We start from the raw sequence: 19,497 nt of genomic DNA, 5'->3' as shown, positions 1-19,497 counted from the left end.
TGGGCCGAACGGTATGAGGGGGCTACTCCTCGTCTGACTCGTCGGCGCCGCTGGCTTCTCCGTTGGTGTGGATGGACTTCAGGGCGTCGAGGTTGTCCTCATTCATAACCTTATCGACGAGCCCATAGTCCCGTGCCTCCTCGGCACTTAACCAGTGATTCCGATCCGCGTCTTCCTCGATCTGATCGATGTCCTTGTCGGTGTGGAAGGACAAGATCTGGTACAGGCGATTCTTGAGCCAGGCCATCTCCTTCGCCTGAATCTCGATGTCGGAGGCCTGCCCTTCGGTTCCCCCCATCGGCTGGTGCATCATCACACGGGAGTTGGGAAGACAGGCCCGCTGACCGTCTTCGCCGCCGGCAAGCAGCACCGATCCCATCGACGCGGCCAGGCCGACACACGTCGTGGAGATGGGCGCCTCCACGTACTGCATGGTGTCGTACACGCCCAGGCCGCTGTAGATAACGCCGCCCGGAGAGTTGATGTAGATGTTGATCGGCTGGCTGGACCCTTCGCTCTCCAGGTAGAGAAGCTGGGCCACTGTCAGGTTGGCAATTTGATCGTTGATCGGCGTGCCGATGAACACGATCCGCTCCTTCAGTAGGCGGCTGAAGATGTCGTAGGCCCGCTCGCCGCGAGTGGTCTGTTCCACAACCTTGGGGACGAGCCCAGATTGCGGCTGGTCGCCGAGGCCGCCCTGGAAGATGCTACTGGGCAGCGACGTCATGCTCTTGCTAAACTGCAGGAAGTCGTCGGGATCAGGCATAGAAAGCGTCGAGAAGGTCGGGGAGAACTTCGCGCTGTTATGCACCTCTTAGCGGGCACATCGTTCCTTTGACGGGCGGCCCAACTCCATCATGGTGTAACCACACCGGAAGAAGTCAAGGTGGGGTTGCTCCTGGAAGGCGCTCCGGATATGTTGCATCCGATCATTTTGCCGACCGTCACGGCTAAATCGCAACACCGCCTTCCAAATTTACTGCGCCGTCTCGTGTCCCGACGCGTCGCATGGCTCATACTCTCATTCGTCCTGGTTCTCACCGGTTGTCAGACCCTCCGGTCCGGAGGGTCGACCGGGGACACCGCCGCCCTACAGGCCCGTGTGGAGTCGCTGCAGGCCCGGGCCGACAGCCTGGCCCGGCTGGCAGCCCTCCGCAACCCGCTCCTGAACAGCACGCTCTGGACACAGACCGCGGTGGAGTACGAAGGGACGGCGCGGCAGGCGTACCGGGTGGCGGCGATCATGATGCGGCGCGCGCTGGCCGACAGCCTGTGGACCGCCTCGGTTGAACAGGCAAATCGGGGGCGCGACGCCTATCGTCAGAAGCCCCCTGCCGTGGTGCTTGACGTCGACGAGACTGTGCTCAACAACAGTCCCTACCAGGCTCGTCTCATTCGCGATGACGCCGCCTACGAGGCGGAGACCTGGGCGACTTGGGTTCGGGAGGAACAGGCCGCCGCGGTGCCGGGGGCACGCCCCTTCACACAGGCGGCCGCAGCCCAGGGCGTGCAGGTGATCTACCTGACCAACCGGGACGCCGCTCTGGAACCGGCTACGCGCACCAACTTGACGAATCTTGATTTCCCGGTGGATGACGCCCTGGATGCCGTGCTCACTCAAGGTGAACAAGAAGGCTGGGCTTCGAAGAAAGCACGTCGCCAGTGGGTCGCCGATCGATACCGAATTCTTCTTCTCGTGGGCGACAACTTCGGGGATTTTGTGGCGGAGGCGGACACAAGCGTACCGGCCCGCCGTGTGAAGGCCCGGTCCTTTCGAAAATATTGGGGCACCCGATGGATCGTCCTCCCGAATCCGCAATACGGATCCTGGGAGGCAGCGCTGTACGATTTCGAGTATGGCCTGTCGCCCCGTCCCCGTCTTGAGGCGAAGCGCGAACACCTGACCCCGAAGCGACCCCAATAGCATGGACATTGCCGACGCAACGTTCGTGGTGACCGATCTGGAGACGACCGGCACCACGCCGGACGATGATCGGATCATGGAGATCGGGGCGGTGAAGGTTCAGGATGGATCGGTGGTCGACCGGTTCCAGCAGCTCGTCAACCCCCAGCAGTCTGTCCCGGGGCGCATTACGAAGATGACCGGGATCACGACGGGCATGGTCTTCGAGGCGCCGCCGGCCGACGAGGTGCTTCCGGATTATCACGCCTTTCTGGGGGATGGTATTCTCGTGGTGCACAACGCGTCGTTCGACGTGTCTTTCCTGGAGGCGGAATCGCGGCGGATCGGGGACGAGGCCCCTTCCAACGAGACGCTCTGCACCGTTCGTCTGGCGCGGCGGCTGCTCCCGGGGCTCGACTCGAAGGGCCTCAGCCGGCTCGCGCAGTTTTACGACATCGATGTGGAGGGGCGACACCGGGCGCTCGGGGACGCGGAGGCGACGAGCGTAGTGCTGCGCCGGTTCGTGAGTCAGCTGGCCTTCGAGCATGAGGTCGAGACCGTCGAGGCCCTGCTGCGCTTTCAGCACAAGAGCTACCAGACGGTGCGGGAGGTGCCGGGGCACATTGAGTCCATTCGGGACGAGGTCCTTCCAGACGTTCCGGACGAACCGGGCGTCTACGTGATGAAGAACCGTTCGGGAACGCCGCTCTACATCGGCAAGGCCAAGCGCCTGCCCGACCGCCTCCGCAGCCACTTTACGGCGGTCGAATCGAGCGGCGCCCGCAAGCGGAAAATGCTTCAAAAGGTGCGGTCGGTAGACTGGACAACGACCGCGACCGAACTGGAGGCGATCCTCCTGGAATCGCGGCGCATCAAGGCGGAGAAGCCCCGGTACAACCGCGCACAGCGCCGCTACTACAACCGGCCCTTCATCCGGCTGGATACGGGCCACGAGTACCCGACGGTGTCGTGGACCCGTCGGCTGGAGGCGGACGGGGCCGAGTACTACGGCCCGGTGCGCAACACCGAGCAGGCGGAGATGGTGGTCGATGTGGTCGGCCGGTTCTTTCAGCTGCGCGAGTGCGACGACGAACGCCTGCACCTGGGCCAGCGGTGCCTCTATGCCGACATGGACCGGTGCACCGTGCCGTGTGAGATGGAGGATCCGGAGGCGTACGCCACGGTCGTGGAGCGCGTGCGGGCCTTTCTCACCGGACAGGATCAGAGCGTGCTCGACACGATGCAGAACCGGATGCAACGGGCGTCCGATGATCTCGACTTTGAGAAGGCCGCCGAGCTCCGGGACACGATGGAGCAACTGGAGCGCATTCTGGAGAAGCAGCGTGTGGCGGCGGCACCGGTGCGGCAGCACAACGCAGCCCTCGTGCACCAGGCCCCCGACCGGGCGGGTCGCGTGGACGTGGTGCTGGTGCGCTTCGGGCGGTTTGAGGAATCGGTCGCGTGTACGGTGCCGCTGTCGCCGGACGAGCGAACCCATCTTCTGGAGCGCTGCCGGTCGGTCTTCGACGCGGAGGCCGACCCGCCCGAGACGTTCTCCAAGCGGGACGCGACCGAGATTCGGCTGCTCTCGCACTGGGTCTATGCGCACCGTGATGACTTGATGTCAATTCGCTGGGACGCCACTTCGTCGCCCGAAGACATGGTCGAGTCTATCGTGTCTGCCGGTTTGGAACGTGTTCCCCGATCTCCAGACGAGTAGGCAAAGGGGGAGACTGGCGCAGACGGGGACGACTCTCTTCACGAAGGAGATCTGGTCCGAATCAGCAGGTTGTCGTGTCGAAATCCTGCCATCGTACAGGTGTAGAAACTGTACTCCACCAAGTTCACTCTTCTGTTGAGCGTTTCTTTACATTTCTACTTCTGCAGACTGGTGGTTTCGTGACGATTGTTGGATGGTTCAACTGTCGAAAGACAAGCATGTAATGCTTTGACATGCACGCATACGCTCTGAGGTGTCTTCTCCTCTGCGTATTCCTTGCGTTTGGAGGAATCAACTTGGCCTGCGAAAGTGACCTCTCACGCCGAATCAGCAAATATGAGCAGACGCGAGACTACGAGTCTGCAGCGCAACTCCTCCAGCGAACCACCCGAAATAATCCGGAAAATGCGGAGGCTCATTTCTTGCTCGGCCGTGTTCAACTGCGGCAGGGGGCGTACGAGGACGCTGTGGCGGCGCTAAAAACCTCAAAAGAACTTTCTCCCCGTTTCGAAGAGCGAATCGACTTTCTTCGAGAAAAGCACGGGCGGGAAGAGTTCCAGAAAGGAAGGGAGGCCAGTGAGTCTGGATCCCACCGTGCCGCAACGCAGCATTATCAAAGCGCCACACTTCTTTTGCCGTCCAGTGCACCTGCACACCAGGCGCTGGGGCACACCTTTGTACAGACCGATCAGCCCCAGAAGGCAGAGCGGGCGTATTCGGATGCACTGGAGCTAGAGCCAACCGCCGAGACGCTCAATAACCTAGCAGCTCTCGCCTTCCAGCGCGAAGCCTACGCCGAAACTGTTCGGTACTCCCAACGGGCATTGGAGCTCGACTCCGACGAGGCGCGGCAGACCAGGCCGGAAGTGGTGAAGCGGTTGGCGTATGCCCACCTGGAACTGGACCAGTTCTCGTCGGCGCGTGAGCGGTTCCAGCAAGCTCTGAAGCTGACTCCGTCGGAGGAATTGCGGCGAGACTTTGCGTTTGCCCTGCACAAGAACCGTGCATACGACGAGGCGCGGTCTCAGCTGGAGCGGCTTGCCGCCGTCGAAAATCCCGATCCTGCGGTTCTTCACCTTCTTGGAGACACCTACCTCTCCCTGAGCCAACATCAGGACGCGGTGGACACGTACCTCCGCCTGCATCAACGGTCCCCGGAGGATGAAGACGCACTTCAAAGCTTGATTATTGCCTATCGAAACCTGAATCGGACCGAGGAAGCGCAAAAGTACACCGACCAGCTCAAAACTCTAACGGATGGAGACAGTCGATAGTCAGTTCGTGATGCGCAGATTTTGCATTCTGTCTTTTGCAGTTGGGGTGTTCTTGGGAGCAATGGGACTCTGGCCCACACCGGGATATGCTCAGCAGCGGGTTCAGGGGGTGGAGCCGGAACAAAACTCGGTCGTGGCCCGGGCGACCGACACGGTTGCCGTTGCCCTCAGTTCGGTTAGGAGGGATCTTCAAGGTTCGGACACGCTCACCGTGTTTGGAAGCCGGTTCGGCCGCCACGAGGGGACCACCGAAGTCACATCGGATTCAATCCGGTTCATCTCCGATTGTCCCTTTCGACCAGGAGAGACCGTGACGGTCACGGTCGACGAGAGGGTCAGCAGTGCTCTCAGTACCCCCTACGTCTGGCAATTTACGGTTCGGTCAGAGTACGGGAGGGGGACGTTTTCTCGCGAGAATTCCGTTTCTTTCGGGCAACAGGGCCAGGAAAAACAAGTTGCCAAGCTCGGCTCCGTAGAAATTCCGTCCGAGCCCTTCGCCGCCGACTTAAATCGCCCTGATGATCTCCAGACAGACGTGGCGTTCGTCAACCAGGAAGCGGAGGAGGTTCAAGTCTTATACGGGCCGGATCTTGACGGGTCGGATTCGCAAACCGTTTCAGTGACCGGGGCGACGACCTTGGCGGGAGGTGATCTCAACAATGATGGCCTGCCTGACCTTGTCGCGGTCAGCAGCTTTTCGGATAACCTGACGGTTCTCGTGAATCAGGAAGGAACGTTTCAGAAGGGACCCCAGATCTCGACAGGGTCTCGTCCTACAGACGTTGCTGTTGGAGACTTTGACGGCGATGGGGCCCAGGACCTCGCCGTCGCGCCCTTTGGCGAAGATGAAGTGGAGGTTTATGTCAACCAAGACAATGACAACAACATAGCCTTTCAGAGCGAGGAGTCCTACCCTGTGGGAGCAGCTCCGACAAGCCTGACGGCTCGAGATGTTGATCGAGACGGGGCCCTGGATTTGCTGGTGGGGAGTTCTGGGGAAGAGCGCATCGACGTGCTTGGGAATGACGAGCAGGGACATTTCCCTCAGAATGCTCCCCTGCGTGACTCTGTCGACGTTGGGTTTGTCCCAGCGTCCATATCTGCCAACGACGTGAGCGGGAACAATGGGCCTGAGACCGGCGACGGGTTTATGGACTTGACCGTCAGTGGGCAGGGACAGAATGAGATGGTTCTTGTCGAAAATGATCCTACGGACTCCTTCGGGTTTCGCGCACCGACTACGCTATCATCGACCCCGAACGGGCCTGCTCTCGGAATGGCGCTGTCCGACGTGGATGCGGGTCGCTCGCAAGAGGAAGGGGTGTATGACCTAGACCTGCTCAGTACGTACCGGTCCAGCGACAGCCTGCAGCTTCTTCCCAACAGTTCGAACAACGGATACGGAACTCCCTCTTCCTTCTCTGGCAGGAGCAACGATCCCGTTGGGATTACAGACTTTGACGTAGATCGTGACGGCGATCAGGATTTCACAGTTATCAACCCGCGGGGGACGTCGCTCGATCTGTTCACTAACCAGGGGGGGCGTCCGGGACCCGTTACGCTCGATCCTAGCTCAATCAACTTTGAAGAAATCTGTGTTGGAAATGACAGTACAGAGACTATACAGATCGAAAACATGAGCCCGAATCGGGTGGAGATTGACAGTTCGGTGGTTCCCGAGGGGTTCGGCGTGAGAAGCACAAGTGGCACTCTCCCCGACACACTTCGCCCCGGTGAGATCCGTGTGGTGGAGGTTACGTTCGAGCCCCGAAGCATCACAGACTATAATGATCAACTGGTTTTGAGGGCAAACGAGTTAACTCAGTTCTGCGGACGGGAGACACCGCCTACGGAACTTCCCATTCAGGTCCGTGGGACTGGGCTGGGCATCGAAGTATCGGCAAGCCCGGAGGTTCGTGAATTTGGGGAAGTCATCGAAGGGAATTCCTCGACCGAGTCATTCACCATTCAGAATCAAGGAAACGACGACGCGGACGTTCAGGAGATTCGGGGGCTCGATGGCACCCCGTTCGAGGTTGTCAATTCTCCATCGACGGTTTTGGGAAGTGGGCAGGAGCAGGTGACCGTTCGGTTTGCGCCAACAGAAGCCAATGCATCCTACGAAGAGACCGTCCGGGTGACTTTGGAGAGCAGAAACTGTGACCAGCAGCAAACTGTGGAGGTGACGCTCAGGGGATCCTCGCGGCCGCCGCGCCCCGATCTTGTTGCGGAGGAAGTTTTCGTGGAGGAGGACGACCCGAGTCCAATTCGAGTCTCCGATACCTTGAGCGTCCGGTGCAGGTACAGCAACCAGGGCGGCACTCGGGTCGACGATTCGTTCGAGTGGCAGATTCGTCAAGATGGGACTGTCCTGGAGTCGAGAACGGATAATAGCAACCCCGAGGTCGGAGGCACCCGCGAGACGCGGTCCGTCAGTGTAGAGTTTTCCAGCGAAGGGCCTGTGGAAATTACTTGTGAGGTAGACAGTGAAGCTCAAATTACCGAGCAAGGCGAAGACAACAACACGGCTGTGCTTGACCTTACGGTCGAGTTGCCCGATCAACTTCCGGTCCAGCCCAATCCGTTTACGCCGAACGGGGATGAAGTGAATGAATCTGTTGGGTTTCTGGTAAACGAGTTCGGACTTGACCAGCCGACTGTAGAAATCTACACGTTCGAAGGGCGTCTTATTCGCACGCTCAGTGAAGTGACGAGCGGAAAGGTCAAGTGGGACGGCACCAGCGAAAGTGGTGAAGAACAACCTCCGGGCGTGTACCTCTACGTTGTCCGAGATGGGGGACAGGACGTAGCCTCAGGGCAAGTGACCCTCGCCCGCTAGCAGGGAGAAAAGAATACATCAGAGCACTACCTATCAGAATCACGTCCGTGAAAGAATGAAGGTCGAATTCGAACGCTGGATCATTCTGTGCCCTCTACTGCTCATTCTTGGCGGGGGTGTCAATCTCTCTCACGCCCAGCGCTTTATCTCGGGGCCGTCGACGGGGCTTGATGATGCAAAGTCGGCGCTCCGCAACCCGGCCACCATCTCGTTCCATCGTCCCCAAGTCGCACTCGGGGTAAAGGCCCATCACATCGGCATAAGCAATAAATCTGGCGTGCCCCTCCGTCAGGGGTTCCTCGCGGGGTCCACGCCTTTTCTGGTGGCCGATCGAATTGGGTTTGGGGGAACTGTCCGGTATGTCGACACGCCCATCTTTAAGAAGCGGGCATTCGGCGCAAGCGTCTCGGGACGTCTCTTCCGGTTTTTATCCGCGGGCGTTCGGGTCTCGGCGCTCAATCTTGGGTACAATCGCTCTGAGTTTACCGAGGGGGCTCGCAATGATCCCCTCTTTGACGAGCAGGGAACCGGACGAACCACACTGACAGGGTCTGTCGGCCTCTTCGCGAAGCCGCTGCCTAACTTGAACCTTGCCGTCGGAGGACGAAACTTGAACCGCCCGAACCTGGCCCTTGACCCGGATGAAGAGTTTCGGGCGGACCCGGAAATCTTTGGGGGGGTGTCCTACGCATTCAATGCTGTGCGCGCACGGGCGGAAGTCTCAAATGGCCAGTACGGACTTGACGTACGTCTTGGCCTTGAGGCCTACTCCACAGACGGATCTTACATCCGAGTCGGGAGCGATGCCGGGTTCAACAACGGTCGCATTGAGGGGCAACTCCATGTTGGTGGGCCTTTGAGCGTGAACTACCAGTACAACGTCCCCACGTCGGATTTGCGAGGTCCGTCGACGGGCTCCCACCAGTTTACGGTCCTCTACGAGTTTGGGCGGTCCCCAGAGCTCCCCGAGATGCCGTCGTCCCCCTCTTTGTTGCTCGAGGCCGACCGGTCTGAGGTGGACTCCTCGCCGAAGCCGAGACTCCAAGTTGCGTCGAGCCACCAGATTCTGCAACACTTGGAGAAGCGCATCGAACGAGAGATCGATGTACCCGACGCGGCGCTCCAAAATGTCTCTCGTGAAGCGCTCGGTCGCCTGGACGATAACATCTCGACGGATCGGGGGCGACGGGCGGGACAACCCACGAAGGACGTCCCGGAGAACATCAGGATGATGGATGTTCTCTCGGCCGAGTACGACTCAACACTTTCACTGGTGGGTCGTCGGGTGAGAGAGGGAACACCGTCGACCCTCGACATTCTGAAAAAAGATGAAGACAGCGTAAAAGCATATGGGCTCTACAACCGTATGCAATCGAAACCTGGACTGCAGGGTGGACAGGTGCGCGTGACGAGTCCGACCGACAGCGTGCAGGCATTTTCCCCGCAGCGCCAAGAGCTCCCCCGCGAGGAATCACTGTCGGTCCTAAATCCTGAACGCACGACGCTGACCCTCCTTGATCCCTATCTGCCGGATGAGAACGGCGTCTGGACGCTCACGATCAAGAATGAGGCAGGCGAGGTCATCAGGAGCTTCGATGGGTCGGGCCGTCCGACACGACAGATTGAGTGGGGGTGGAACGACGAGGAGGGGGACCCCTTGGACCAGGGCGTGTACAGATATCAGCTCGGATGGGAGGGGCCAGATGGGTCCTACCAATCAGAGCCGCAGGAATTCTCCGTGCAGAAGACCGTTCGGAAGATCACGATTGAGGTGACCGGGAGTCCGGAAGGATTAGAAAATCCAGCAGATGCGCTTGAGCTTCGAATTGACAAGTGAGGTTGCACATTGATGCTCCAACACCGTGCACGTTGCCCGAGACTTCGATTGGGAATCCTTCTCGCGCTCACAAGCAGTATTTTCTGGGGGGCCACTCGCACTTTTGCTCAGCAGGCCGCGGATACTGCGTCGGCCGCCGCTGATACCGGATTGGGCTCGAGCGACGGATTCCTGCTCTGGGACCTGATCGGAGAGGCTGGGGGCTTTCAATACCCGATCTTCGGGCTACTCGCGATCGGCCTGTTTCTAATCAGCGCCAAAATATACGAACTGTACAGCGACCGTCGGGCTGCGCAGGAGTTGGAAGAAGCGTCTCTGGAAAGCATGGAGATGAACCGCATCGCCATGCTGGTCGCGAACCAGAAGAAGAGCATGCTCGCCGACCTGCAGGCGACAATGCTGAACGTTTTTCAGACGACGAACGACGCGGCCACGCTTCACGAAGAGATTGCCAACTTCATCCAGTTTCAGAGAGAGCGATTTGGCACCTTCAAACAGCGCATTGACTTCCTTGCGGATACGGCTGGCGCCGTGGGACTGCTTGGGACGGTGTGGGGCATCCTCCGGGTGTTTACTGGAGGAGGAATCGACGACGAGCAGCGGGTTCTTGCCGGAATGGGAGTTGCGCTCGTGTCGACCCTCCTCGGGCTCGTCGTGAGCATCACCCTGAATCTGATCTCGACGGAGGTATACAGTTTTTTCGACAATCGTCTTGATCAGATTGAAGACAAGGCCGATGAACTTCGCTTTCGACTCTTGGAGCTGGGGCTGAATCAGAATGGAGAAGAGGTGTCTGAGGCCGATCACGCCGCGACGAAAGGCATGACCGAGGCATCCGCGCCCGAACCGCAACCGGCCGGCGGAAATCGTTCTTCTGCGCAGACCACCGACCTCAGCCCGACTGAAGAACCCTTCGGTTCAGACCGAGAGCCAAGTCGTGGGCAGCAGGTGGCGGAGGATCCAGCTCCATCAGCCACCGCCGTTGAGCCGTCTCCGAAGCAGCTTGAGGTGGCAGACCTAGCCGAGGCCGCCCCCGTCGTTTCGACCCTTGCCGATGTAACCCTGAGACTCACCGCGGAAGATGGAGAGCCTGTTGCTGACGAGCCCGTACAGATCGAAGCTACGGAGGGAAGCGGTCATTTGGCGAATGGGCAGTCGGAGGTCACCCGCCGAACTAACGAGAATGGACGTGTGGCTTTTGACTGGCATCTTCCCGACACGGCTGGCTCCTGCAAAGCCGTGGCCGCCGTTCCGTCTGCGGACGCTCCGGGTACGACCACCCAGTTCTCGGTCCGTGCACGCCCGGGCGCCCCAAAACGATACAAGCAGGGTGGGAATAACCAGGGCGCCGAAATCGGAGAGGCCCTTCCCAAACCTCTGAGCGTCAGAATCTTCGACGAGCATGGCAACCCCGTACCAACCCATGCGGTTCAATTTCAGGTCAACGCCGGGGAAGGCAAATTCGAGAATGGAGAGAAGTCCATTGAAGTGACCACTAACGAATCTGGCGAAGCATCCGCAGAGTTCTGGGTCGGCGGGACACCAGGGCTAAACACAGTCTCTGCGGTTGTCGGAGATGAAGAGGTCGGGTTTCAGGCCATGGCCCTTGAACAATAGTCGATTGCTTTGGGCATGCCGTCGCAATTGGACGACTGGCCTTGCCAGGGGAAGGGATATCCCCACGGTTCGATTCTCGGAGACGAGTCTCTCATCAGAGACATATGCACGGCAACAGATAGTTTGTCATGGGGCAGTCAGGGTACATCCTTCGGTTTGTCGACATCGTTCTGATCTTGCTCTTCGGCATGATCAGTGTCTCCCGCATTGAACCCAGTGACATACAACCTCCCGAGAGCACAGAAACCCCGGACAAACCCATTGTGCAGAAGCGTGTCCTCTTCGTAGGTGTTCAGACGAAGGGGACCATTCAGGTGGGGGAGGGAAATCAAACACTCCAGTCTCTCCCTGAGCTCACGGAGTTCCTGCAGGGAAAAATCGACCAGTTCGGAAGATCGTCCTTGAAGGTGCGCGTACGGAGCAGCCACAGGGCTCCGATGCAGTACCTGATGCAGGTTGCTGCTCTCTGTGACGAGTTGGGCCTACAAAAATCGATAGAGGTCGAGACCAAGTGAAAGGCACAGTGCGTGCGATATGCAAAACACAGGATTTTTGGTACGATTTATAGATATAGGGTTAATAATACTGTTCGGGTTTATATGGGTAAGCGACATAAGCACGTTTTCCCACATCGACATGTCCGGAGATGACCAGAAGCAACAGTCTGAGCAGACGGAGGAGATTGCAATCTTGAGGGTAAATGTTGGCCAGGGTGGGGTCTACAGTGTCATGAACCGCAAGACTGGAGAGGTCGAGTGTAGCGAGGTTGAGCAATCGGGGTTAGAGCGTTGCCTCGGCCGGGCAAACAAGGAGAGTTCACAGCGGGGACGACGAGCTGTCGTGCTGATCGAGCCTAGCGAAGAATCGGCAGTCCAACACACCGTCAATGTCCTGGACATTTGTCAGCGGCTTGGGATTCCGAAGAACATCAATAAAGCCCCCCTTCAGCTATAGCCCATGATTTCACCTGACCCCCGTAACGACACGTCTCGGCAGCGCCGGATTGCGGCCCTCTCGACGGTTGGTGTAGTGGCTATCGCTGCACTTTTTGTCGGGGTCGTCAGTGTGCCCGATCTCACGAGTCCACAGGAGCAGTTTCGGAAACTCGACCCGCAACGGTTTGCGGACCTGGAGATGGACTCTCAACCGGAACCCGAGCAGGAGTCGAACAGCGAATCCGAGTCGGAAGAGCAGGAGAATCCGGAAGAGGCAGAGCAGCAGGCCGAGCCGGAGAAAGCCCCGGAGCGGGTTGAAGCCCCGGACCTGTCCTCGGAAGGGTTGAATGTCGATCCGTCCCCAAGTCAAACCCCAAACGAGACAAGCCGCAACCCGGATCAGTCCGAGTCCTCGGGCGGAAACTCCTCCGTGGAGGTAGAGCGGAAAAAGGTGGGAGAGGCTGGGGGGGCTCAAACCTTTGAGGATCCCAGTACGAATGCGCTCCCGAGCGGAGACGCTGCAGAAGCGACGAGCGGGTCGGACGGAGCGGGGATCGCGGTCGCGGACGGATCGGGGTCGGGACAAGGAGCCGCGTCAGGAGATGACCTTGGAGGAGGGGGAGAGGTTGCTGCCGGGAGCAAAGGGCAGGCCGGGGGAGAAAGCGGGTCGTCGGTAGAGGTGTCGCTGAAGGATGTGAGTCAGGAGGACTATGGCAACCTGGAGGTGAACAAGCTGATTCAGTGGATGAAGAACAATCCGGCCAGACTGCCGACCGGTGTAGAGCAACTGGTCAGTTATCAGTCTGACTATTTGTCTTCGAAGCTTCGCCCCGTGAAGGTAGGGGGGGAGACGTACGAGTTGTACCTGATGTGCAAGGAAAGCCTCAAAGAGGTTCACATCGTCCTGGTCAAGAATGAGCGTGCACAGTACCTCGTGGACCGCTCCTTTCAGAAACAGAGCCGGAAGTTCCGGGCGGGGCCCGTGAGACGAAGTAACGGAAAGATTGTCGGGGTCCAATCTGAGGGCAAGCCCCGGGGGGAAGAAGCGCAGCGATTCTATGATGTGTTTCTCTCGTGGTGGGAAGAGGCCAAAACAGACGTTCAATGAGAATCATGATGGTTTTTGAATCTATGAATCGACTGGTTTACTTCTGCCTTTTGGGGATTCTGCTGATTGGGTGTGGGTCGAGTGGCTCCACGACAACCCCTGCGACCACCTCTGCCGCGGATCGTTCAGCTTCGGCGGCCTCCAGCGTCTACGTCCCCCCAGGGGTGGACTCGAGTACAGCCGAGCGGGCGGACTCGCTGGCGAGCGGGTCTTTTGTCTCCCTGAAGAAACAGCAGCAGGCTAGCGCGCGGGCGCAAGAGGGACAGTCCCTTGTGCAGATCAGCGATTCGCTGTGGAGCTACCTGGAGATGGGAAATGACACGACCAACGTCGACAGCGTCAGCCAGGACAAGCGCAATGCGGCCATTCGGGCGTACAACCGAGGAGCTGATTCACTCCGAAAGTACCTGAAGGTCACAAAGGCCTCTGCCCTCGATAGCACGCGACTGAGGCAGTTGCAGGGGGATCTCCTCAACGGGGCCCAAGAGGCTTTCGAGGAGGCAATTCAGCTGAACCCTTACGACGACGCCACCCGCAACAGATTGGGTCAAATCTATGAGCTTCGGGCCGAGCGTCTGGGAGAGGAGGAGGCGTACCGGGAGGCGATTGACGTGTACGAAAAACTCGTCCGGCTCCGCAAAGACCAGCCCACGCCGTTCCTAAACCTTGCGAACAATCTCTACGAGACGGGCCAGTACGACCGGGCCGCGGAGAACTATCGCAAAGCCCGAGAAACCTATCTGGAGTCGGTAGAACTGTCTCTTCAGAAGGAGCGCCAAGTGGACTCCACACGGGTCTTCCAGTATGCATTAGCGGAGGCTGATGCGCATCGCTTTGGCCGAAATACAACCCCCGCGCTCGAAGGATACGAGTTGGCATTGGAGTACGCCGAAACCTCCGAGCAGAAAAGCACGGCGGAGAACTGGGTTGACTGGGTGAACTGGGATGATGGGAATATCGCTGCTAGCTTTGCCCGTGACTCGCTCTCGGCTCTCGCGAGCCGAGGGGATTACGCCGCGGCGGTGCAGGGCTTTCGTGAACTGAAACCCAGGCTCCAAACCCAGTCCGCCCGTGATGAGGTTGACTGGCGTCTCGCACAAGCCGAATACCAGAATGGAGAGCAGACTCGGGCGGCCGATCGCCTCCAAGCACTGTTCCGCCGGACCGAGGTAAATAAGGATGGTGCCCCAGTAGATTCCACGTATCGGCGGTACTTCGACACGTACGGTACGATTTGCTTGAACTTGGGCCGAGAGAAGCGGGATGAGGATCTTCGCACGGCGCTCAAATACTTTCAGCAGTCCGCCGAGGTGCAATGGGGACGGCAGGCCCTTGCGGAGCTGGAGTCTGGAAAGCTCCTTCGCAACAACGTGGAAGAGTCGGTCAAGTATCTAGAGCGGGCGGCAAAAGAGCCGGACGTGCTTGAGGTGGAAGATCGGCTAGATCTCTACCGCAATCTGGTTCGGCAGCACCGACGTCTCGGAAATCGAGAAGAGGCGATCAAATATCGGAAAGTAGTTCAGAAGATTCGAAAACAGGCGGCCGCTAGTTGATCAACGATCCAAGGTTTACCATGAGGCATGTTATTCGCTATTTGCTAGTTTGCTTCGTGCTCGGATGTGTAGCTGGGGCATGGGGAGGCGAGGCACATGGGCAGGCACGACAGGCCGACTTCACCCAGGTTACTCGTCCGGTGGCACAGCTTTCTGACCGGGCGGCCATTGATGAGATGCTCACTGAGTTGATCATCACCCCACAGATTCCAAAAGACTCGATCAGAAGAGTTGAGGTTGTCGACGTGACTGGGAACGGATACGGGCCCGACGATCTCGTGGTGGTGTACCCGAGCGGGGAGACGTTCAACATTGACCCCTCTCTCGTTACTGGGCGGGTTCAAGACATCATGCGCAGCTGGAGCCTCGAATCAGAGTTCCAGTACGACGGGGCCAATGCCCCCGCCGAGACCTTCCGTCCCGATACTGCACAGGCAGATACTGCCGACGCCGACATTGGGGAAGCGCAACAACCTCCCCGGGGCCGTCCCCAGAGCGAAGAGTGGGCCGAGGACGAAATCATGGCCGATGTCCTTGAGACGGTACAGCGAAACTACCAGGGCGAAGCCGTCAGTCTTCTTTTGGAGAAAGACGCCAATGGGTTTACGTTCGAGATGTGGGATTACACCCCGCAGGCGATGCAGTACCAGGCCGCCCCCGGCGGGCCGCCCGATACCGTGCAAACCCGAGACCTGGTTTACGTTGTGCGGAGTGACTCGGTGATCTACGATGTCGTTTACATTAACCGGACGGTTGAGGAGACAGAGTACATTCCGCAGGGGCCTACGTCGGCACTTCCTGAAGAGCAGCGAAACGGTCCGGAGGAAGAGGCTGTGCCTTCAGGTGCGGCATCCCCACGGAAGCCTTAACTCACAGACGGCGCTTCCATCGTTCTGCAGTTCCGTGCGGAAAGCCCCGTGCATCTGTGGGGAGAGTGTAGTGAGTGATTGGACTCAACTCGGAGGGGCTTCATCGAGTGGCAGGACAACTCGAAAGCCAATATTGTTGGCGCGGTAGGTGGGAGAGGCTCGGTTCCGGGTTGGGAGCCAACACGTGTCGTTGTGCCAACTTCCTCCGCGGCACACTCGGAGTTGTCCGGACTCGGGGCCTCTGGGGTCCTTCTTAGAACTTTTTTGGTAATAGTTGGGGCTGTACCAGTCCTGGACCCACTCCCACACGTTTCCTTGAACGTCGTAGAGCCCCCATTCATTGGATTCCTTCTGAGCCACAGGATGGGTTCTCCCGTTTGCGTTTTCGCTGTACCAGGCTGTCTCCTGCCATTCGCCCGGTAGTTTTGGGGACGTTGTACCTGCCCGGGCCGCGTACTCCCACTCGGCTTCCGTAGGCAACCGGCCTCCGATCCACTTCGCGAACGCCTGCGCATCGTTCCAACTCACATTCACGACGGGGTGGTCATCGGCCTGCTCGAACCCAGGATTCCGCCAGGTGAGGCCAGGGGTCCGGAGGCTGTCGCGGTTGTCTGCGCTCCACGCTCCGCCGAGCCGCTCTGCATCTGTTTCATAGCCGGTCGCCTCCACAAACATCCGAAATTGTCGGACCGTAACCTCGTGCGCACTCATCCGGAATGGGGACGTGATTTCGACCCGGTGCGATGGACGGGTGTCTGCACTCCCTCGATCCGACCCCATCACAAACGATCCTTCCGTAATCCGCTTCCATTCTATGTTAAGGTCGGCCGGGGTTGGGGCAGGCGCTTCTACCTTCACGGTCACGGCGGCCGCGTCGGTCTGACCCCGCGCGTCGGCAACGCCGTACTCTATTGTGTCGGTCCCCGTGAATTCACCAGTAGGAGTGTAAGTGATACGAGTGCTATCCGCGGACACACTCACTTCTCCACTGGAGGCCGAATCCACGTATTCAAGTTGGAGGGAGTCTGAGTTGGGGCCTCCGTCGTTTCGCAGCGGGTCGACCGTGACAGACTCACCAGCTAGTGTCTGGACTCGATCGTCCGTTGCCTGAGGGGCATCCGGAACAGGGACTACCTGCACGACGCTCCGTACCGTATCCAGTCGTCCAGGGTAACGCGCCGCGTACCGGAAGTCGTCTGTGCCGGAGAAGTCCGGATCTGGGCGATATGTAGCAGTGCTGCTGTCAGAAGCAAATGTCAGAGAGCCATTTTCGGGTTGAGTTATCAGCATCACCGCCCGGAGTTCGTCTGACGGCTCGGCCAACTGTATTTCTGTGGGGGTATCCTCCGGTGTAGAAATTGGACTGGACATCCGAGACGTTCCGGCAATCTCTTGGGCGTAGTCGGCAACGGATTCGGGCCACTGGGGACGAAGCCCATATGCCGCAACGCCTGCCAGAAGCAGAAGAACGATGCTTGTGGCGATCCATGACCACGACGTCCTCTGTTCCGTGGAGTCTCCGCCACTACGTTCGTTTCCGGGCCGAATGATGGTCGGTGCTGACCCGTCTGTCGACTTTGCGGCGGTGTTGGTATCCGCGGTGGGGATGGTCAGTCTGGTCTGGGTATCTTTCTCGATCCGAACCGTTCGTTCCCAGACCGGGCCTGCTTGGCGCTCCGCTGTCAGTTCGTAGGAGTCTGCGAGCAGCTCCAGGGTCTCCACGTCCCCCGGCTCGAGTGCCGTCAGTGACTCACCATCCAGAAAGATTTCGCATGCTGTTCCTGCCTCGATTTGCAGATGCCCGGTTCCTGAAATTGACGCGGTCATACAGCGAAGAAGGGAATGAAATTACGCGGATCTCAATGTGGAAATTCGTTCGATGAAGGTATAAATTGATCAATTCTAATCCCAATACGCTGAAACGATAAATAGATGTCCACACCGCGCAGTGATGCAGCGTCCACGGATGAGACGAAGGCTGTTCCCGAGAACTGAAGATTGCGAGGGACATATACCCCTGTTGCTTGGTTCTCGTACGTGATAGTTGCCTGACTCTTTCGCTTTCCCGCCAGAGTGTTCGCTTATGTCCTCCCCCCACGAGCGCGCTGCCTGCACCCTCATTCCGGAGACCACCTACGGGGCCAACGGGGCAGCGTCGCCGGTCCGAGTGTGCGTGATTGACCTCGGGACCAACTCCTTCCACGCCATCATCGTGGACGTCCACCCGAACGGCAGCTACCAGGTGGTCGACCGGCTGAAAGAGATGGTGCGCCTCGGGGAGCACGGGCTGGACGCCAACCGCCTCCCCGAAGACGCGATGGAGCGGGGCCTGCAGGCCCTCACCCGCATCAAGTTGCTGGCCGATGGGTGGGACACGCGTGAATACCTGTCGTTCGCCACCAGTGCGATTCGGGAGGCGACCAACGGGGGCGACTTCATCGAGCGAGCCCACGACGAATTGGGGCTTCGCATTCGGCCCATCAGCGGAGAAAAAGAAGCCCATCTCATTTTTCAGGGCGTCAGCCGGACGAAGGAGTTCAATGATCCCTCGCTGGTGATGGACATCGGCGGCGGGTCGGTCGAGTTTATTGTCGTGGACGACGACACGCCGGTTTTCAGCACGAGTCTGAAGCTTGGGGCGGCCCGCATGACCGAGCAGTTTGTTGCGACGGACCCGATGTCGGAGGACGAGCAGGCGCGGCTGCGGGCCCACTGTAAGGGCGTACTGGAGGATGTCCTGGCGGCCTGCCGAGAGCACGGCGTGACCCGGATCGTAGGGTCGTCGGGCACCATGAAAAGCCTGGCGCGGGTGACGCTAGAGATGGAAGACACGCCGGCCCGTTCGCCGTTCCAACGGGCGTTTCCCATCGAGAATGTACGGTCGGCCCTCCGGTGGGTCATGCAGGCCGCGGCCGACGAGCGGACGGCCCATCCAGCCATCGAGCCGCGGCGGGTTGATCAGATTGGGGCGGGGGCTGTGCTCCTCGATACCGTCTGCACGGGCCTGCCCTCGGTGCGTCACTTTGGGGTGTCGTCGAATGCCCTCCGGGAGGGGATGGTGGTGCACTTCCTGGACGCAAACAGTGACCGGCTCCAGCGCATGGCGCGGTTCCGGAATCCCCGGCGGCGCAGCGTGCACGAGATGGCCTACCGGTTTCAGTGGGAGGAAGAACACGCCCAGCACGTGGCCGCCACGGCAACCTTTTTGTTTGACGTCTGCCGCCCCCTCTACGATGGGCCGGCGAGCGACGTGGAGCTTCTAGAGTACGCGGCCCTGCTTCACGACATCGGCTATCTCGTGACGCACGACGAGCACCACGAACATTCTCGATACCTCATCGAGCACGCCGACCTTCAGGGCTTTCGGGCCGAGGAGGTGACGATGATGGCCTTGGTAGCGCGGTATCACCGCGGAGCCGTGCCGGACGCGTCGCACGAGCACTTCGACCGCCTGTCCCCGGAGCGTCGGCGGCGGGCCCGTCAGCTTGCGGCCCTGCTACGCGTCGCGGAAAACCTGGATCGGAGTCACTTTCAGAACGTGGTGGCGCTGCGCACATCGCTCACCGACGCGGCCCTCCACGTGCTGGTGGCCACCAAGGCGGACCCTCAGCTCGAGGTATGGGCGGCTGAGACGAATGGGGGCCTCTTCGAAGACGCGTTCGAGCGGGCCCTGTACGTCACCCCTACCGAAATTCCGATCTATGCGAACGGCGAGTCCGCCTCCACCTGGGTCCCCGAACCGTCTTTGCAGTCGCAGGGCCGGGTGCGTTCGTAGGGTCCCGGGAGGGGAAGGGCCTGATTTCAATTCATGCATGATTAACCGCCCCGTATCTTGCCCCTAC

14 protein-coding genes and 1 pseudogene are annotated in these 19,497 nt (G+C 59.4%); 13 read left to right on the top strand and 2 right to left on the bottom strand.

What is annotated here, in order from left to right; all coding sequences use genetic code 11:
- Positions 1 to 22: 22 nt before the first annotated feature.
- A complete protein-coding gene (locus tag OJB03_RS08040; RefSeq protein WP_272507228.1) occupies positions 23 to 766 on the bottom strand; it encodes an ATP-dependent Clp protease proteolytic subunit in 744 nt (247 codons plus the stop codon).
- A gap of 225 nt (positions 767 to 991) precedes the next feature.
- On the opposite strand from OJB03_RS08040, the gene OJB03_RS08035 reads away from it, so the two are divergent.
- The 12 genes and pseudogenes from OJB03_RS08035 to OJB03_RS07985 all read left to right on the top strand — a co-directional run bounded on the left by OJB03_RS08035 (position 992) and on the right by OJB03_RS07985 (position 15,655).
- Positions 992 to 1,924 (top strand): 5'-nucleotidase, lipoprotein e(P4) family, encoded by a 933-nt coding sequence (locus OJB03_RS08035; protein ID WP_263786396.1) that lies wholly within the window; start codon positions 992 to 994, stop codon positions 1,922 to 1,924.
- A 1-nt stretch (position 1,925) separates the two neighbouring features.
- Complete coding sequence (locus OJB03_RS08030; protein ID WP_263786395.1) at positions 1,926 to 3,623, top strand: DEDD exonuclease domain-containing protein; 1,698 nt, start codon at positions 1,926 to 1,928, stop codon at positions 3,621 to 3,623.
- Positions 3,624 to 3,856: 233 nt separating this feature from the next.
- A pseudogene (locus tag OJB03_RS15765) lies at positions 3,857 to 4,114 on the top strand (tetratricopeptide repeat protein); the annotation flags it as partial.
- A gap of 141 nt (positions 4,115 to 4,255) precedes the next feature.
- Positions 4,256 to 4,897, top strand: a complete 642-nt coding sequence (locus tag OJB03_RS08025; protein WP_263786394.1) for a tetratricopeptide repeat protein — start codon at positions 4,256 to 4,258, stop codon at positions 4,895 to 4,897.
- A 61-nt stretch (positions 4,898 to 4,958) separates the two neighbouring features.
- Positions 4,959 to 7,736, top strand: coding sequence for an FG-GAP-like repeat-containing protein (locus tag OJB03_RS08020; RefSeq protein WP_263786393.1), 2,778 nt, complete (start codon positions 4,959 to 4,961; stop codon positions 7,734 to 7,736).
- Positions 7,737 to 7,791: 55 nt separating this feature from the next.
- Positions 7,792 to 9,573: a type IX secretion system membrane protein PorP/SprF gene (locus OJB03_RS08015; RefSeq protein ID WP_263786392.1), complete on the top strand. Its 1,782-nt coding sequence runs from the start codon at positions 7,792 to 7,794 to the stop codon at positions 9,571 to 9,573.
- A 150-nt stretch (positions 9,574 to 9,723) separates the two neighbouring features.
- Positions 9,724 to 11,190, top strand: a complete 1,467-nt coding sequence (locus OJB03_RS08010) for a MotA/TolQ/ExbB proton channel family protein (protein WP_263786391.1) — start codon at positions 9,724 to 9,726, stop codon at positions 11,188 to 11,190.
- A gap of 128 nt (positions 11,191 to 11,318) precedes the next feature.
- Positions 11,319 to 11,705, top strand: a complete 387-nt coding sequence (locus OJB03_RS08005; RefSeq protein ID WP_263786390.1) for an ExbD/TolR family protein — start codon at positions 11,319 to 11,321, stop codon at positions 11,703 to 11,705.
- A 19-nt stretch (positions 11,706 to 11,724) separates the two neighbouring features.
- A complete protein-coding gene (locus OJB03_RS08000) occupies positions 11,725 to 12,144 on the top strand; it encodes an ExbD/TolR family protein (RefSeq protein ID WP_263786389.1) in 420 nt (139 codons plus the stop codon).
- A gap of 3 nt (positions 12,145 to 12,147) precedes the next feature.
- Positions 12,148 to 13,233, top strand: a complete 1,086-nt coding sequence (locus OJB03_RS07995) for a hypothetical protein (protein ID WP_263786388.1) — start codon at positions 12,148 to 12,150, stop codon at positions 13,231 to 13,233.
- 23 nt (positions 13,234 to 13,256) lie between these two features.
- Entirely contained in the window at positions 13,257 to 14,786 is a 1,530-nt protein-coding gene (locus OJB03_RS07990) for a hypothetical protein (RefSeq protein WP_263786387.1), read from the top strand.
- A 140-nt stretch (positions 14,787 to 14,926) separates the two neighbouring features.
- Complete coding sequence (locus tag OJB03_RS07985; protein WP_263786386.1) at positions 14,927 to 15,655, top strand: hypothetical protein; 729 nt, start codon at positions 14,927 to 14,929, stop codon at positions 15,653 to 15,655.
- Between the two features lie 84 nt (positions 15,656 to 15,739).
- Here the strand turns inward: OJB03_RS07985 and OJB03_RS07980 are convergent, their stop codons facing one another.
- Entirely contained in the window at positions 15,740 to 17,026 is a 1,287-nt protein-coding gene (locus OJB03_RS07980; RefSeq protein WP_423816368.1) for an SUMF1/EgtB/PvdO family nonheme iron enzyme, read from the bottom strand.
- Positions 17,027 to 17,738: 712 nt separating this feature from the next.
- On the opposite strand from OJB03_RS07980, the gene OJB03_RS07975 reads away from it, so the two are divergent.
- A complete protein-coding gene (locus tag OJB03_RS07975; protein ID WP_263786384.1) occupies positions 17,739 to 19,430 on the top strand; it encodes a Ppx/GppA phosphatase family protein in 1,692 nt (563 codons plus the stop codon).
- Positions 19,431 to 19,497: the final 67 nt, after the last annotated feature.

The organism is Salinibacter grassmerensis, assembly GCF_947077765.1.
Lineage (GTDB): Bacteria > Bacteroidota > Rhodothermia > Rhodothermales > Salinibacteraceae > Salinibacter > Salinibacter grassmerensis.
The sequence above is the reverse complement of the archived record's forward strand: the minus strand, read 5'-3'. Positions and strand labels throughout refer to the sequence as shown.